Below are 16,064 nucleotides of genomic sequence, written 5' to 3' on the forward strand. Positions count from 1 at the left end.
TTTGGGAGCAATTTGCTGCCACCTGGGCTTGTAAATGTAGCCTTTTGAAAAGAAATAAGAATGTGTCTTTCATCGCTGTGTCGGCTGTGACGGATTTGCAATGAATATACGGCATGGACTGAGCGCCTCTGGAACCATCGCGTTCAGTAAACATTTGAGCAGTACCTGAAACCGGAACTTTTCATGGTGAGTGAAATGACCCTTAATCTTAAACTCTCTTCCGCAGCTGCAGTACTGGCCGCAACGACGGCAATTCCAGCCGCTGCCGAGTTGAAATACGAAAATAACAGTGGCGGATATGTCCTGCTGTACGGACAGTTCAACCCTGCACTCATCTCGGTAGATGATGGGCAGCAAACTGAGACCCGCGTGTTGGACAACGATCTGTCAAACAGCCGCGTTGGTCTGCGCCTGATGCAGCCGTTTGGCCAAAACGAGTTCACGTTCCGGTTTGAATCGGCACTGGGCCTGCCAAACTCGTCCGAATGGAACCAGCTTGGTACCAACTTCAGCGGCTGGACGCGTGAAGACATCCGCCACGTTGATTTTGCGCTAAAGGGCAACTGGGGTAAATTCTCAGCCGGTCAGGGCAGCATGGTATCGGATGGTGCTGCCGAAGTAGATCTGTCCTATGTAGGTACGGCGCTTTACTCATTTACCAATGATGAAAACTCGGGCTTCTTTTATCGCGGCACTGACGGCATTCTGAGTGACATCACCGTCGGCGACTCCAGCAGCAACTTTGATGGCTCACGCCGCGGTCGCATTCGTTATGACACACCCAGCTTCAACGGATTCTCTGCCGGTTTTGCATATGGTCAGAACATTCTGTCCAGCAGCGATGATGACGACTACTACGACGTAGGTGTTTTCTATAACAACACCTTCAGCGGTGGCGTCGAGTTCTCGGCGGGTGTCGCTTATGCAGTTCGTCAGGCAGACGATAACTCGGGTGATCGTAAGGACACCATCGGTTCGGCCTCGGTTCTGCTGCAAAACGGTCTGAGCTTTACCGTTGCAGGTGGTACGCGAAGCAATGATGCGGTCGGAGCGTCTGATCCGAACTACTGGTATGGCAAGATCGCATATGAGGATGACTGGATTTCGTGGGGTAAAACCGGGGTCGGTATCGACTACTACGACGGCGCTGATTTTGAGAATGACGGATCCAGCACAAGAGCCTGGGGTATCGCCGTTGTTCAGCGTATCGACAGCATTAATACGGATGCCTATCTGAAGTATCGCAACCATGACTTCAAAGACAGTGTGTCTTTTGACAAGAACGAAGCATGGGTGCTTGGCGCCCGTTGGAGGTTCTGACCAGATCTCTTTGTGATCTAAAAACGCCTCGGCTCGCACTGGGGCGTTTTTTTGTTTGTTAGGTCGGTAAAACAGGGCAGATCTGGCACTTGCCCCTTGCACGCGGGCGGCTGGGCAAATAGAAGGCGTCAAATTTGCCCGGCGCGCCGTTTTGCGCGCCCCGAATCCTATGGGGACTACCATAATGCAGGTTACCGAGACGCTGAACGAAGGTCTGAAACGCGGTTACAACATCACTGTCACCGCCGCCGAGCTGGACGAAAAGGTCAACGAAAAGCTGACCGAAGCGCAGCCGGAAATCGAAATGAAGGGTTTCCGCAAAGGCAAGGTGCCGATGGCGCTGCTGAAAAAGCAGTTTGGCCAGCGCCTGCTGGGCGAAGCGATGCAGGAATCCATCGACGGCGCGATGAACAAGCATTTTGAAGACAGCGGCGAACGTCCTGCCCTGCAGCCCGAGGTCAAGATGACCAACGAGGACTGGAAAGAAGGCGATGACGTCGAAGTGGCAATGTCCTATGAAGCGCTGCCTGAAATCCCTGAGGTAGACCTGAAGTCGGTCGAACTGGAAAAGCTGGTAGTCAAAGCAGATGACTCAGCTGTCGAAGAAGCACTGAACAATCTGGCCGAGACGGCGCAGGATTTCAAAGCGCGTCGCAAAGGCTCCAAAGCCAAAGATGGTGACCAGATCGTATTCGACTTTGTTGGTAAAGTTGACGGCGAAGAGTTCGAGGGCGGTTCAGCAGAAGATTATCCGCTGGTTCTGGGCTCGAACAGCTTTATCCCCGGCTTCGAAGAGCAACTGATTGGTGTAAAAGCCGAAGAGGAGAAGGACGTCAACGTAACCTTCCCCGAAGAGTACGGTGCCGAGCACCTAGCTGGCAAAGACGCTGTTTTCACCTGCACCATCAAAGAGGTGAAAGAGCCGGTCGCTGCTGAGGTCAACGATGAACTGGCTACAAAATTCGGTGCAGAAGATCTGGCTGCGCTGAAGGCTCAGATCGCCGAGCGTCTGGAAGCAGAATACGCCGGTGCATCTCGCGCGGTTATGAAGCGTGCCCTGCTGGACGCGCTGGACACAAAGGTATCGTTCGACCTGCCGCCGTCGCTGGTTGATGCCGAAGCCAAGCAGATCGCACACCAGCTGTGGCACGAAGAAAACCCGGAAGTGGAAGGTCACGACCACGCCGAGATCGAGCCGACCGACGAGCACAACAAGCTGGCCGAACGCCGCGTGCGTCTGGGTCTGCTGCTGGCAGAACTGGGTCAGAAAGCCGAAGTTGAAGTTACTGATGCCGAGATGACTCAGGCAATCATGAACCAGGCACGTCAGTACCCTGGACAGGAACGTCAGTTCTTTGAGTTCGTGCAGCAGAACGCTCAGATGCAGCAGCAGCTGCGCGCACCGATCTTTGAAGACAAGGTTATCGACTACGTCTTCGAACTGGCTCAGGTTGCAGACAAAGAAGTCAGCAAAGATGACCTTCAGAAAGCCGTTGAGGCGCTGGAAGAGGAATAATCCTCTTCCTTCCCCTGATCAGGGGCCAAAATAAAGCGGAGCCGTCTGAAATAAGACGGCTCCGCATGGGTGGCTTTGACTTATGAGGTGAGGGGGTCAGGCCTCATGAGCAAAAGCACGGGGGGTCTTTAACAGAGCAGTCTTCTGCTCTGGGGTGAACCGATCCGAAAGTGCCTCGATCAATCTGAGAACAGCTTCGACTTCGGTTTTCGTTGTTGCCGAGTGCATTTGCTCGACAAAGTACTTTTCCAGTTCAGTGAGCGGTTGGTGGTCTAAATTCGCGGTTGTGGCATCTTGCTGGAACGAAATCCGGCCTGCTTCAAACCTTTCGAGTGCCTGCTCATCCGTCAGGAAGACGTCGTGATCAATTTCGGCATATTCGCGAATGGCTGAGATACGCTCATCCGAGCAATCCATCAATGCCGCCATCGCAACAACCTTGCCCATCGGTTTTGCCGATCCGACATAATCGCACGGCGCATTGCCCGAACGCTGAAGCACCCGATTCATGACTGGGTCAATGACTGCGATCGCATCCAGAACACCCGCCTCCTGGGCGTATTCGAATGAGCCGATCATGACTTCGCTGGTCACGTAAGACACGGAATTCTTACCACGTCCTCGTCCAAGTTTCTTTGTGTCTACACAGAAGCGGGTTGCTTCCCATACCTGAGAGCTTCGAATGGGCGGTTCGCCGTCCATAATCGAGCTGAATACATCGGCCAGCATGTGTGGCCCGGTGGTCTGCAACAGGCGCATGCACCCAACGACGTCCCCCTCGTCGTTGATGCTGACCACGTGTGCAGGATGCAGGTCGTCGAACTGGTCCTTCTCACGCCCGTCTTGGATATTTACATCCCACCCAAGGCGATCCCCGAACACACGTGCCCGCAGTTTATACATGTCATCCAAGACATCATTGAACTTATGCTGGTTGATACCATCAATTACGATGATCATTCCATCCCCCTACAGTCTGGTTACCGTAGAGAGGAGATTAACTTAGTTTCGAAACAAGACTATTGGGGATTTCCCGTAATTTTGGGCCTAATTTGATTACCCAGGGTAGATTAAACCCAGACCTATTGCCCTTCCTATGGCTTGTGGGGTAGTCAAAGCACCCAATTTTTCGCGACCAGAGCGCATATGAACTTCAACAGTGCGGTGAGAGATGCAAAGAATATCACCGATATCCTGCTGAGATTTACCTTCAGCTGTCCATTGCAAGATCTCTTTTTCGCGCGATGACAGGGCAGGTAGATATAGCGCCTTGGCCAGCAATCCTGACTGCATAACGGTATCATGCGCCTGTACAGCTGCCAGCTGAAGATCCCCCATGACATGTTTCTTCAGCTTTTTCCATTCGGTGTCAGAGCAATCCTTGGTGACGCTCAACAAGCCACATTCACCATATGGCCCACGGATCGGTACGGTCAGCCCGCGGTCGGTAATTCCGAAATCATGGGCGTCACGGAAAACGGCATTGAACTTGTCATCATGATTGAAACGCCCCCAATCAACGGGCGCAATACTCAGCGCGGATTGATAGAGTGTTGGATCAACCTTATGAAAGCCTTGGCTCCCATAATGAATCTTCCACTCGTCAGGGTAATTTGCATAACCCTGCACGTCGCCCTTAACTGGGTGTGTGGTCGCATAAGAGGCGTAGTCGAAGCCAAGCTCATCACATACAGAGTTAATGATGTCGTAAGCCGACTTCTCCTCGTGATCTATTGCGGCCAAGTCGATGAGCTTCAACTGTCCAACCTTTGTACCGTCGGCAGCGTTCCCCAACAAACTGCCATATCTTTCCCCATAGAAGTCTACGTTGCGTCAACCAAAGGGTCTTGTGCAAGCCATTTGTGTATATCACATGGGCTTATTGAGTGCTATTGGCAACAGATTAACGCGATTCTGTTAGTTTATTGCGGGTAATCCACACCAAACGGTCTTTGGCCGAGGGTTTTTCGCAAATCAGACGACATTATTCTTTGACCAACCCGGTCTCGACCAACATTCCACGCTTTTTTGCCTCGGGATAGTAGCCCTTGGCATACAAAAAGATTGCTCGTTGCTGATCACCGTCCGACAGAAGCCATGCGCCGCGCAGGTATTTTCCTGCAAACTCGAGATTTGTATCTGCATCCAGCAACCCTTGAGCATTTCCGGTGTAGCCCATCGATCGCGCGGTAGCGGGAAGGATTTGCAGTAAGCCATAGTAAGGGCGGTTTACGGCCCAGGGACGGTGGGTGCTTTCGCGAATGGCAAGTTTATGCAGCAATTCACGCGGCAGCTCGTAGTGATCCGCCCATTTGTTGATTGATTCACGCAGTTCGGGCGTTTCATTGGGGTAGAGTGGGGGATTGAATGTATCTTGCGTCGGCGTGTCCGGGCCACCGCAAGCGGCCAGCGGAGCAAAGAGAACAAAGGCCAATACGCTGCGGCGAAAGTAGTCAGTCATGGGGAATCTCCGAGATGCGATGACCGATGATATGGTGCCATCATCAGACTGCAAGCTTAGGTCTGAATTCTGGCCAAATTTTGCTCGTATGGCGCAAAGAAAAAAGGCCGCGCAATCATACGCGGCCTTTCGTATCTGAAGTCCAAAAGGATTAGGCTTTGGCTTCGTCTTCCTCAGCCGGAGCAGCTTCGGGAGCCAGCTCTTCGTCTTCCGAGGCGGCCGAGCCGATGTCGTCGAACAGTTCAGCGATCTCGAATTCAGCAGCGGCTTCTTCTTCGGCTGCCAGTTCCTGGATCGATTTGCCCGATGCCTGCAGTTCGGCTTCTTCTTCCGAACGGGCAACATTCATCTTGATCTCAACTTCGACTTCGGGGTGCAGCTTAACTGCAACCGAGTGCAGGCCCAGTTCCTTGATCGGTGCGATCAGGATGACCTGTTTCTTGTCGACGGTGAAACCAGCGTCGGTTGCGGCGTCTGCGGCGTCACGCGGGGTGACCGAGCCATACAGGGCGCCGGCATCCGATGCCGAGCGAATCACGATGAACTGCTGGCCGTCCAGCTTTTCAGCCAGTGCTTCAGCTTCTTTCTTGGTTTCCAGGTTGCGTGCCTCAAGCTGCGCTTTCTGGGCTTCGAACGAGGCGATGTTCGACTCGGACGCGCTCAGCGCTTTGCCTTGGGGCAGCAGGAAGTTGCGGGCGTAGCCAGGCTTGACGTCAACGACGTCGCCCATTTGACCCAGTTTCGCAACGCGTTCCAGAAGGATAACTTGCATGTCAGTCTCTCCTTACTTCACGGCGTAGGGCAGCAGGGCGAGGAAGCGGGCGCGCTTGATAGCACGGGCCAGTTCACGCTGCTTTTTCGCCGAAACGGCGGTGATGCGCGAAGGAACGATCTTGCCACGCTCAGAGATGTAGCGCTGCAGCAGACGAGTGTCTTTGTAGTCGATCTTCGGCGCGTTGTCGCCCGAGAACGGGCAAACCTTGCGGCGGCGGAAAAATGGTTTTGCGGCCATGGTATATGTCCTTTCGTCAGGCTTTGATCAGCGGCGCTCGCGGCGGCCTTCGCGCTCATCGCGCTTCTGCATCTGGACCGAGGGGCCCTCGGCATGCTCGTCGACCTTGATGGTCAGAACGCGCATGACGTCGTCATGCAGGCGCATCAGGCGTTCCATTTCCTGAACGGCGCCAGCAGGGGCGTCGGTCTTCAGGAAGGCATAGTGGCCTTTGCGGTTCTTGTTGATCTTGTAGGCCATCGTCTTAACGCCCCAGTACTCGCTTTCGACGACGTTGCCGCCGTTGTCAGCCAGAACGGTGCCGAAATGTTCGACGAGGCTTTCTGCCTGCGCGTTGGACAGGTCCTGACGCGCGATCATTACATGCTCATACAGTGGCATGTGCACTCCTGTTTCTATCAAGGCGCATTTCAAAGGCGGGGCCATCTGGTCCTTCGCGACCCTGCCACGAGAGGCTGCGCGATTCATGTATATTGCGAAGGATGGCCCCATATACACGTTTGTACGGCAGGGGCAAGTCCCGCCACATATGCCTTGGTGAAGTCGTCCAATTTCCATTGGGGTGCCCAATTCCTGACGCTTTTCGGCTCAAAGTTGTTTGCAAGCCGGGAGTTACCCGGGTGGTCGGAAAACACAGACAGGGCAAAAGCGATGGCCGTGATGAATACGAACACATTTCAACAAGCGGCGCCGAACTCGGCGTATGATGAATCTGTACCGGTGATGATCACCTTCGCGCCGAACTGGAAAGCGCGACTGATCCTCTTCCGCGTGCTCGGCGCATTTCTTATCGTGTCAGCGTTTTCGATGTGGCTGATGCCCGGTTCGGTGGCCGGTGCAGAGGTTTGGCCGATCAAGCTGGTGGCTTCGATGGTGTTCCTGATTGCAGGGGTAAGCCTGCTGACAATCGAAGTGCTGGATCCGCGCCCTGACGCTTATTTCGATCCGATCCGTCGCGAAGTACGTGTGTTGCAAAAGAACGAGAATGGACGTCCGCAGACGGTTCTGCGCCGCGGCTACGACTCATTGGGCGGTGCACGATTTGCAGATGATGAGGTCGAACTGTTTGATGTTGATGGCAGTGTTCTGATGAAGTTGCCGCTGGAATCGGCGGATGTCAGCCGAGCGCTGAAGGGCCAACTTAGCGGAAGTGTCGCGATTTTCGCTTAAAAACGCGTCTGTTCATTAAGGAACAGAATTTGTGAGAGAATAGAGGTTGTGTGCCGCCCTTGGGCGGCACATTTTCGTTGTTGAGCAACCCAATAGGTTTGCGAACACAAAATTGCGGAGATTGTCATGAAATCCACCCTCCTTGCTGCTGCACTGGCCGTATCAGCGACAACGGCGTTTGCGAGCGCCGAAAAATATGTTCTGGACCCCAGCCATAGCCAGGTCGTCTTCAGCTATAACCACCTCGGGTTTTCGACGACCTATGGCATGTTCTCAGGTTTCGAAGGCGAGATCATGTTCGATCAGGAAGATCCCGCAGCTTCGAGTGTAAGCGTCTCGATGCCTGTCGTTGAGATGATCACCGGCTGGAAGCCGCGCGAAGACCACTTCATGACTGAAGATTTCTTTGGCGTTGCCGAAGGTGACCTGATCACATTCACCTCGACCGGAATCGAGGTCACGGGTGAAGGCACTGCGAACATCACCGGCGATCTTACTATGAACGGCGTAACCAAATCTGTGGTTCTGGATGCAAAACTGAACCAGGTTGCCGAGCATCCGATGGCAAAGAAGCCATGGGCAGGTTTCGATGCGACCACAACGCTTGTACGCAGTGATTTCGATCTGGGTCAGTTCGCACCCTTCGTCAGCGATGAAGTCGAAGTCAGGATTTCGGTCGAAGCTCAGAAAGCTGACTAAAGATCCGGTCGTAAGACAAAAAGAAACCGCCGGTGGCTATCGCTCCGGCGGTTTTTTTGTTTGCTCACATCTACTCGGACTCGGTTGCGGTAAGCTCAACCGAAACGGTGACGGCAAAAGCAAGCGAGTCTTCAGCAGGCATGGACTTTCCGACATCGAAATCAAGACGGTTCAGTTCCAGTTCTCCTGCCATGTTCGCGGTGTCGTCTTCGATATCCAATGTGAAGGGTAGAACGACATCCAGTGTTTTATCTCTGATCGTCAAGGGGCCACGGGCCTCGTATCCCTCGTCGGTTTTGTAAAGGTCAGCCGAGAACTGCGCCGTCGGGAACTGGGCATTGTCGAAGAAATCAGCTCCCATCGCCTGATCGGTGACGGTTCCAAGGCTGAGCGATCCAATTGCAACCGTAGCGTCGACTGAACCGACCAACCCGGGATCATCGGTCTCGTCAAAGATGATTGCAGCCGTCCAATCGGCAAATGTCCCGGTCACCGGGCTGCCAAGCTGAGTTATTGTGATGGACAAGTTGCCTTCCTGCACCTTCCAGTCGGATTGCACTTCGGTCAGTTCTGTCGCGTCAGTTTCGCCATGTGCGTCATCATCGAAGGTACCGGTCATCCAGCCACCGGACAACACGCCTACCCAGACAACTGCAGCAGCTAGAGCAGGAACCATCGAACGATGCTGATCGGGAGGTTGAGGCGCATCAGAGCGTCCAGGCAGCATGCGGCGCAAAGTGCTGTCCTTGTCCACGACATGGTGTTTCAAAGCGCCCATAATATGAAGAGCCAGTGCCCCGACCAAAGTCCACATGAACAGCCAGTGAAGGTTTGCGGTCAATTCGGCCAGATGAGCCGATTTGGGGACCAAGGGCAGGTTTTGTCCAAAAGGCCAGAGGATCGGAGCAAACCCTTCGGCAGCGGCGTGGTGAACCCAGCCACTGAGCGGGACGAGCACAAGCGATCCGTATAGAAGCCAGTGAACGGTTTCTGCGGCAAATGCTTCGGGCTTGTTTTCTGCGTTTAAAAGACCGGGCTTTGTTTGCGTCAAGGCCCATAGAATGCGGGCAAGCGCGACGAAAAACACCGTGATCCCAATCGTTTTGTGCAACGAAAAAAGACGGGCCGCGCGCGCGATATCTTCTTCGGTTGACGCAATACTTGGGTCGTAGATTGCATGGGCCATACTTTCAGCGACCCAGCCGAGGGGCAGGGCCGTCAAAATCAGCAAGGCGGTTAGCCAGTGGAAGGCTTTGGTCACTCCGCCATAGCTGGATATGGTGTTAGTCAGGGGCATCTGTCGCAGGCTCCGATTGATTGGCTGCGGACACCCTAATTGGCTGGTGCAAACACACAATAGCGTAGTGCGCACAGAATAAGTGTCAGAATGCAGAGCTTGTGCGGCGGCGTCACTCGGTTTACACCCCGCCGCAACCTAACGTCATCCAAGAGGTCGCAATGACAATCGCGTTCGTTTTCCCCGGGCAGGGTGCCCAGACCATCGGAATGGGCAAGGCGCTGGCTGACGCATATCCCGCCGCGCAAGCCGTGTTTGATGAAGTGGATGAGGCACTGGGTGAAAAGCTCAGTGCGCTGATCTGGGAAGGCGACATCGAAGAGCTGACTCTGACACAGAACGCACAGCCTGCATTGATGGCAACGTCGATGGCGGCGATGAGTGCGCTTGAGGCTGAAGGTGTTTCGATCGGCAAGGCATCTTTCGTAGCCGGTCATTCACTGGGTGAATACTCGGCATTGGCTGCTGCTGGTGCGCTGTCCGTTGCCGATACAGCTCGTCTTCTGCGGACGCGCGGTCAAGCAATGCAGAGCGCCGTGCCGGTGGGTGAGGGCGCGATGGCCGCAATTCTTGGTTTGGACCTGGATGCTGTACGTGCAGTCGCAGAAGAGGCTGCTCAGGGAGAGGTTTGCCAGGCTGCAAATGATAACGATCCGACACAGGTCGTGGTCTCGGGGGCTAAGGCCGCCGTTGAACGTGCTGCTGAGATTGCCAAGGAAAAGGGCGCAAAGCGTGCGATTATGCTGCCGGTCAGTGCCCCTTTCCACTGCGCATTGATGCAGCCTGCAGCGGATGTGATGGCCGAGGCGCTGGCAAAGGTTGAGATTAAGGCACCTGCAGTGCCGTTGGTTGCCAATGTGCGCGCCGAAGCGGTCACTGACCCGGATCTGGTCCGCCAGCTGCTGGTCGAGCAGGTCACAGGTTCAGTTCGTTGGCGCGAGAGTGTTCAGTATATGGCTGCTCAGGGTGTGACCGGTGCGTGGGAAATTGGCGCTGGCAAAGCGCTGTCCGGGATGATCCGCAAGATCGAGCGGTCCATTGCATGTCAGGCGGTTGGTACGCCTGAAGATGTTCAAAAAGCCATTCAGGCAGACGCCTGATCATAATTTCTCGTCACTTTCGACGAACCAAGAGGGAAACCGAATGTTTGATTTGACTGGTAAGAATGCTCTGATCACCGGAGCTTCGGGCGGGATTGGCGGTGACATTGCACGCTCACTGCATGCGGCGGGCGCGACCGTTGCACTTTCTGGAACCCGGGTTGAGCCTTTGCAGGCACTTGCCGATGAACTGGGTGAGCGCGCGCATGTGTTGCCGTGCAACCTGAGCGATCTGGAGGCTGTGGCCGCGCTGCCGAAGCAAGCGGCCGATGCAATGGGTTCGGTAGATATTCTGGTGAACAACGCCGGTATTACACGCGACAATATCTTCATGCGGATGTCTGATGACGAATGGCAGAGCGTAATTGACGTGAACCTGACCGCAACAGCAAAGCTGTGTAAGGGCGTGCTGCGCGGCATGATGAAGGCGCGCTGGGGCCGGATCATAAACATCTCATCCGTCGTCGGTGCAACCGGTAATCCGGGTCAGGTAAACTATGCAGCATCCAAAGCCGGTATGGTTGGTATGACCAAATCACTGGCCTATGAGGTCGCAAGTCGTGGAATCACAGCCAACGCAGTGGCGCCTGGCTTCATTACGACTGCAATGACTGCAAAACTGACAGATGACCAGAAAGAGGGCATTCTGGGACAGGTGCCAGCAGGTCGGATGGGCGAACCGTCTGAAATTGCTGCGGCAGTTTTGTACCTTGCAAGCCCCGAAGCAGGATATGTTACCGGAACCACCTTGCATGTGAATGGCGGTATGGCCATGTTGTAGGCGCTGTCGGAGGCAGGTGCGAAAGCGTTTGCCTCTTGCGTAGTCTGTGTTATTAGGCGGCGCATAAATGCAGAGGCCGGTCATTTTGGTCGGCCTTCAACTTTCCCGGTGACCCGGGACGCAAACCGCCCGGTAAGGGCAAACAAAGCCACCCCGAGCGGGCAAGGGCAGAACCGGGCAAAGCGCCCTGAAATGGAATGAGGAATAGACATGAGCGACGTCGCAGATCGCGTTAAAAAGATCGTTGTTGAGCACCTGGGTGTTGAAGAAGACAAAGTGACAGAAAACGCTTCCTTCATCGACGATCTGGGCGCGGACAGCCTGGACACCGTTGAGCTGGTTATGGCCTTCGAAGAAGAGTTCGGCATCGAGATCCCTGATGACGCAGCCGAGACCATTCAGACCTTTGGCGACGCCGTCAAATTCATCAGCGAAGCTTCCTAAGAGTTTCGAAATTGATCAAAAGCGGCGCTTCCGGGCAACGGAAGCGCCGTTTTTTATGCCTGCAAGAAATTCGAGCTTGCGTGGTGAATCTCGGGTTTGCACTGTGAACCAGAGGCAAAACCTGAGCGGGCAAGGGCATGATAAGATCCACCCCGATGATAAATACTGCGCGTCTGACGCTGTGCGCGATGCGACCAGAGGATTTCAATCGGTTCGCCGAAATCTGGCGTAATCCCTGTGTTGTGCGACATATCGGCGGCAAACCCCGCAGCCGTGGCGAAGCCTGGGATTCCTTTCTGCGAAACGCAGGCCACTGGCAGATGGCCGGATTTGGTCAATGGGGCGTGGTCATGCAGTCGAATCGCGTACTCATTGGGCAAGCTGGATTCTTCTACGGCAATCGATGCCTCGGTGAGGATTTTGATACTTTCCCCGAAGCAGGTTGGGTGCTTGCTCCTGAGGCGCAGGGGCAGGGGTTTGGTTACGAGGCTGCGCAGGCTGCACATGACTGGTTCGACAGGGTCATTCCCGGGCCGCTTGTGGCGTTGGTGGATGCGACCAATACTGCTTCGCAGAACCTTGCCGGGAAACTGGGATATGTGAAACTGCGCGAGTCTGTATACAACGATACGCCAGTTCATTTGTTTCGCCGCGACGGACCGCCTGCACGGATCTGAAACATATCCGGCCGGATGAGTGCCGCAAATAGAACCCGGTTTGCCGATACTGTAAAATGTGCACGCAATTGCCGCTTGTATGTTATTCTGGATTACCAGAGCGTAGGAGCGGGCTCATGATGATTTACCCCACCATGGAATTGCAGAATGGCCGTTGTGTCACATTGGACAAAGGCCGTCTGGACGAAGCGATGATCTGGCATGTCGACCCCGCCGAAACTGCGCGCGGATGGTCTACGGCCGGAGCAGAATGGATGCATCTGACCGACTTCGATGCGATCGAAGGCCGTGATACCAATGCTGAGTTGGTAGAGGAGATTATTCGTACAGCAGAAATGCCGGTACAACTGGCGGGTGGTATGCGCAGCCGTGAACAGGTCGAACATTGGATCGACAAGGGGGCCGGTCGCATCGTCATCGGCACTCTCGCAGCGCGCGATCCGCATCTGGTCAAGGAACTTGCCAAATTCTACCCGGACCAGATCGTTCTCGCGGTGGACGTCTGGCAGGGATATGTCATGACCGAAGGTTGGCGTAGCCAAAGTGCATTCACGCCCGAAGCGTTTATTGATGCGTTCGAGGGTACGCCCTTCGCTGCGATCCTTGTCACGGATATCGACAGCGACATGGAAGATGTAGAAGCGCAGCTAGGCTTGATCTCGGGGTTGGCGGCTCATTCTCGTACGCCAGTAATCGCCAGCGGTGTGGTCCGCACGGCTGATGACATTTCCCGGCTGGCTTACATTCACAACATTTCCGGCGCGCTGGTCGGTCGGGCGCTGTTCCGCAAGTCGCTGGATCTGACCGAGGCTTTGGACGTTGCCAAAGCTGCACACGAACCGGTGGCACAGTTCCAATAAAGCTGCCGAATTAAACGATGATCCGCTTCTTCTGAATTCTGGAAGGGGCGGATTTTGTTATTTCAATTCGAAATCTCCGGTTCAGAAGCCAGTTCTTACCCGTTTTGGCGGTATGATGCCGGTAGGGAATATGCTGTTGCTCTTGCCCCCGGACCCCGGGCCGGGGTATGAGCGGTTCTCAAACAGGAAGCAGGCAAGAGGCATTTCATGCGCAGAGTCGTTGTAACCGGTCTGGGATTGGTCACTCCTTTGGCCAGCGGGGTCGAGGAAACGTGGTCACGGTTGCTGGACGGAGAGTCGGGCGCGGGCCCAATCACTCAGTTCGATGCCGAAGCAAGTGGTGTAACCACCACCTATGCCTGCGAGGTTCCGCGCGGCGACGGGACAGACGGCACATTCAATCCTGACGACTGGATGCCGCCTAAAGAGCAGCGCAAGATCGAGGACTTTATCCTCTATTCAATCGCAGCTGCCGAAATGGCCTGCAAAGATGCCGACTGGTTGCCCGAGGACGAAGAATCGCGCCTGCGCACAGGGGTGCTGATCGGTTCCGGCATTGGCGGTCTGGGTTCAATTGCCGATACTGCAAACCTGATCCGAGACAAAGGCCCGCGTCGGGTTTCCCCGTTCTTTATTCCGGGTGCGTTGATCAACCTTGCCTCTGGTCAGGTGTCGATCCGCCACGGGTTCAAAGGGCCTAACCACTCGGTCGTAACGGCCTGTTCAACAGGTGCTCATGCTATTGGAGACGCAAGCCGGATCATCCGCGCGGGCGATGCAGATGTTATGGTCGCTGGTGGTGGCGAAGGTTGTATCTGCGAAATCGGTATTGCCGGTTTCAACGCGTGCAAAGCGCTGTCCACCAAATATGCCGACGATCCGAAGAAAGCCAGTCGCCCATACGATATTGACCGCGATGGGTTCGTTATGGGCGAGGGTGCCGGTATTGTGGTTCTCGAAGACTATGAACACGCCAAAGCGCGCGGTGCCAAGATTTACGCCGAAGTGCTGGGCTATGGCATGTCGGGCGATGCTTATCACATTACTGCACCGTCTGAGGATGGTGATGGTGCGGAACGTTCGATGAAAGCCGCGCTGCGCAGCGCCGGACTTGAACCGAATGATCTAGACTACATCAACGCGCATGGTACTTCGACCATGGCCGACACCATTGAACTGGGTGCAGTTGAGCGTCTGTTGGGCGAGCACGCGAGTAAGGCGACCATGACTTCAACGAAATCGGCTACAGGCCACCTGTTGGGAGCAGCGGGTGCAATCGAGGCGATTTTCTCAATCCTTGCTATTCGCGATCAGGTCGCGCCGCCGACGATTAACCTGGACAATCCGGCAGTTGAAACTCCGATTGATCTGGCTCCTAACGCCAAGCGCGAGCGGGAAATCAACGTTGCACTGTCGAACTCGTTTGGATTTGGCGGCACCAACGCCAGCGTGATCTTCGGAAAGGTCAGTTAAATGTGGCGGGCTCTGGCGTCGAACATGCTGACCATCCTGGTGGTCGGCCTGTTTCTGATGGGTGGTCTGATCCTGTGGGGGCAGTCGCAATACAAGGCCGAGGGCCCGCTTGAAACCGCCATGTGCCTGCAGGTGAAGCCCGGGTCGAACATGACCAGGGTCAGCCGCGAGCTTGAGGATCAGGGAGCGATCAGCAGCGCCACGATATTCCGGATGGCAGCCGACTACGCTGACAAGTCTCAGCAGTTGAAGGCAGGCAGCTTTCTGGTGCGTGAAGGCGCATCGATGGAAGAGATCGTCGATGAGATCACGCGTAGTGGCGCCAGCACCTGCGGAACCGAGATTGAATACCGTATCGGTGTGACCCGCACTCAGACGCGCGTGCGCGAACTGGACCCTGCGACACTGAACTTTGTCGAAATCGCTTCGTTCGAAGTCGGCGAGGATGAAGTTCCTGCAGTGTATGGTGAGAAGCGGAATGAGGCGGATACGCGCTATCGCATCTCACTGGCTGAAGGGGTGACAAGCTGGCAGGTTGTCGAAGCTCTGAAATCGGTCGACATGCTGACCGGAGAAGTGGCAGAGATACCTGCCGAGGGCATGTTGGCACCGGATAGTTATGAAGTAACGCCGGGCGAAGATCGGAATGCAGTTCTGCAGGAAATGCAGGACAAACAGCAGCTAAGAATTAACGCCGCTTGGGAAGCGCGTCAGGAGGGCCTTCCGCTGGAAAGCCCCGAAGAGATGCTGATCCTTGCCTCGATCATCGAAAAGGAAACCGGCGTTCCGGAAGAGCGCGGACAGGTGGCCAGCGTCTTTGTAAACCGACTGAACCAAGGCATGAAGCTGCAGACGGACCCCACGGTGATCTACGGTGTTACAAAGGGTCAGGGTACTCTGGGTCGCGGTTTGCGGCGGAGTGAACTGAACAGACCAACCCCTTGGAATACCTATCAGATTGATGGATTGCCGCCGACACCGATCGCAAACCCGGGTCTCGCAAGCCTTGAGGCAGCGGTATCGCCTGATCAAACGAACTACGTGTTCTTTGTGGCTGATGGTACGGGTGGGCATGCCTTTGCCGAGACACTGCAGGAGCACAATCGGAACGTTGCCAAATGGCGCGAAATCGAAGCCGAGCGGAATTCGGGTAACTGACCCTGTTAACAAAAGTTCGAAGCCATCCGCGTCTTGGCGCGGATGGCTTTCTTGTTCGGTGAAAGAAGGTGTTCTTGGATAATTCGTGGTTCGCGA

The 16,064-nt window shown here is 55.0% G+C and carries 18 protein-coding genes; 11 read left to right on the forward strand and 7 right to left on the reverse strand.

Annotation, left to right across the window (positions count from 1 at the left end; genetic code table 11):
* Positions 1-195: 195 nt before the first annotated feature.
* Complete coding sequence (locus ACR0IO_RS06275; RefSeq protein WP_170330993.1) at positions 196-1,320, forward strand: porin; 1,125 nt, start codon at positions 196-198, stop codon at positions 1,318-1,320.
* A gap of 184 nt (positions 1,321-1,504) precedes the next feature.
* Positions 1,505-2,836, forward strand: coding sequence for a trigger factor (tig, locus tag ACR0IO_RS06280; RefSeq protein WP_480740846.1), 1,332 nt, complete (start codon positions 1,505-1,507; stop codon positions 2,834-2,836).
* Positions 2,837-2,932: 96 nt separating this feature from the next.
* Here tig and ACR0IO_RS06285 read toward each other — a convergent pair whose 3' ends face one another.
* The 6 genes from ACR0IO_RS06285 to rpsF form a co-directional block, all read right to left on the reverse strand.
* Entirely contained in the window at positions 2,933-3,796 is an 864-nt protein-coding gene (locus ACR0IO_RS06285) for an acyl-homoserine-lactone synthase (protein WP_480740188.1), read from the reverse strand.
* Between the two features lie 96 nt (positions 3,797-3,892).
* Positions 3,893-4,594 (reverse strand): helix-turn-helix transcriptional regulator, encoded by a 702-nt coding sequence (locus tag ACR0IO_RS06290; protein WP_170330989.1) that lies wholly within the window; start codon positions 4,592-4,594, stop codon positions 3,893-3,895.
* Positions 4,595-4,820: 226 nt separating this feature from the next.
* Positions 4,821-5,297 carry a lytic transglycosylase domain-containing protein gene (locus ACR0IO_RS06295; protein ID WP_155151877.1) on the reverse strand — a complete coding sequence of 159 codons (477 nt, stop codon included), beginning with the start codon at positions 5,295-5,297 and terminating at the stop codon, positions 4,821-4,823.
* A gap of 151 nt (positions 5,298-5,448) precedes the next feature.
* Positions 5,449-6,069 (reverse strand): 50S ribosomal protein L9, encoded by a 621-nt coding sequence (gene rplI / locus ACR0IO_RS06300; protein ID WP_170330987.1) that lies wholly within the window; start codon positions 6,067-6,069, stop codon positions 5,449-5,451.
* A gap of 12 nt (positions 6,070-6,081) precedes the next feature.
* Positions 6,082-6,309, reverse strand: a complete 228-nt coding sequence (gene rpsR / locus ACR0IO_RS06305; RefSeq protein ID WP_005982441.1) for a 30S ribosomal protein S18 — start codon at positions 6,307-6,309, stop codon at positions 6,082-6,084.
* 27 nt (positions 6,310-6,336) lie between these two features.
* A complete protein-coding gene (gene rpsF, locus ACR0IO_RS06310; RefSeq protein WP_155151103.1) occupies positions 6,337-6,690 on the reverse strand; it encodes a 30S ribosomal protein S6 in 354 nt (117 codons plus the stop codon).
* Between the two features lie 279 nt (positions 6,691-6,969).
* Here rpsF and ACR0IO_RS06315 point away from each other — a divergent pair, with 279 nt between their 5' ends.
* Both ACR0IO_RS06315 and ACR0IO_RS06320 read left to right on the forward strand, forming a co-directional pair.
* Positions 6,970-7,479: a hypothetical protein gene (locus ACR0IO_RS06315; RefSeq protein WP_209016419.1), complete on the forward strand. Its 510-nt coding sequence runs from the start codon at positions 6,970-6,972 to the stop codon at positions 7,477-7,479.
* A 126-nt stretch (positions 7,480-7,605) separates the two neighbouring features.
* Positions 7,606-8,178: a YceI family protein gene (locus ACR0IO_RS06320; RefSeq protein ID WP_155151097.1), complete on the forward strand. Its 573-nt coding sequence runs from the start codon at positions 7,606-7,608 to the stop codon at positions 8,176-8,178.
* Positions 8,179-8,248: 70 nt separating this feature from the next.
* On the opposite strand, the gene ACR0IO_RS06325 is transcribed toward ACR0IO_RS06320, so the two are convergent.
* Complete coding sequence (locus ACR0IO_RS06325; RefSeq protein WP_480740192.1) at positions 8,249-9,475, reverse strand: cytochrome b/b6 domain-containing protein; 1,227 nt, start codon at positions 9,473-9,475, stop codon at positions 8,249-8,251.
* A 161-nt stretch (positions 9,476-9,636) separates the two neighbouring features.
* Here ACR0IO_RS06325 and fabD point away from each other — a divergent pair, with 161 nt between their 5' ends.
* The 7 genes from fabD to mltG all read left to right on the forward strand — a co-directional run bounded on the left by fabD (position 9,637) and on the right by mltG (position 15,968).
* Positions 9,637-10,575, forward strand: coding sequence for an ACP S-malonyltransferase (fabD, locus tag ACR0IO_RS06330; RefSeq protein WP_480740194.1), 939 nt, complete (start codon positions 9,637-9,639; stop codon positions 10,573-10,575).
* A 43-nt stretch (positions 10,576-10,618) separates the two neighbouring features.
* The gene (gene fabG / locus ACR0IO_RS06335) at positions 10,619-11,356 is read left to right on the forward strand and encodes a 3-oxoacyl-[acyl-carrier-protein] reductase (protein WP_170330981.1); all 738 of its coding nucleotides are present in this window, start codon (positions 10,619-10,621) and stop codon (positions 11,354-11,356) included.
* Positions 11,357-11,566: 210 nt separating this feature from the next.
* The gene (locus ACR0IO_RS06340) at positions 11,567-11,800 is read left to right on the forward strand and encodes an acyl carrier protein (RefSeq protein ID WP_005982462.1); all 234 of its coding nucleotides are present in this window, start codon (positions 11,567-11,569) and stop codon (positions 11,798-11,800) included.
* Positions 11,801-11,937: 137 nt separating this feature from the next.
* A complete protein-coding gene (locus ACR0IO_RS06345; RefSeq protein WP_155151087.1) occupies positions 11,938-12,477 on the forward strand; it encodes a GNAT family N-acetyltransferase in 540 nt (179 codons plus the stop codon).
* Positions 12,478-12,593: 116 nt separating this feature from the next.
* On the forward strand, positions 12,594-13,337 hold the full coding sequence (locus tag ACR0IO_RS06350) for a 1-(5-phosphoribosyl)-5-[(5-phosphoribosylamino)methylideneamino]imidazole-4-carboxamide isomerase (RefSeq protein ID WP_480740196.1): 744 nt from the start codon (positions 12,594-12,596) through the stop codon (positions 13,335-13,337).
* 207 nt (positions 13,338-13,544) lie between these two features.
* Positions 13,545-14,810 (forward strand): beta-ketoacyl-ACP synthase II, encoded by a 1,266-nt coding sequence (fabF, locus tag ACR0IO_RS06355; protein WP_155151081.1) that lies wholly within the window; start codon positions 13,545-13,547, stop codon positions 14,808-14,810.
* Entirely contained in the window at positions 14,811-15,968 is a 1,158-nt protein-coding gene (gene mltG / locus ACR0IO_RS06360) for an endolytic transglycosylase MltG (protein WP_480740199.1), read from the forward strand.
* The last annotated feature ends 96 nt before the right edge of the window (positions 15,969-16,064 follow it).

The organism is Ruegeria sp. CE12 (assembly GCF_056537525.1).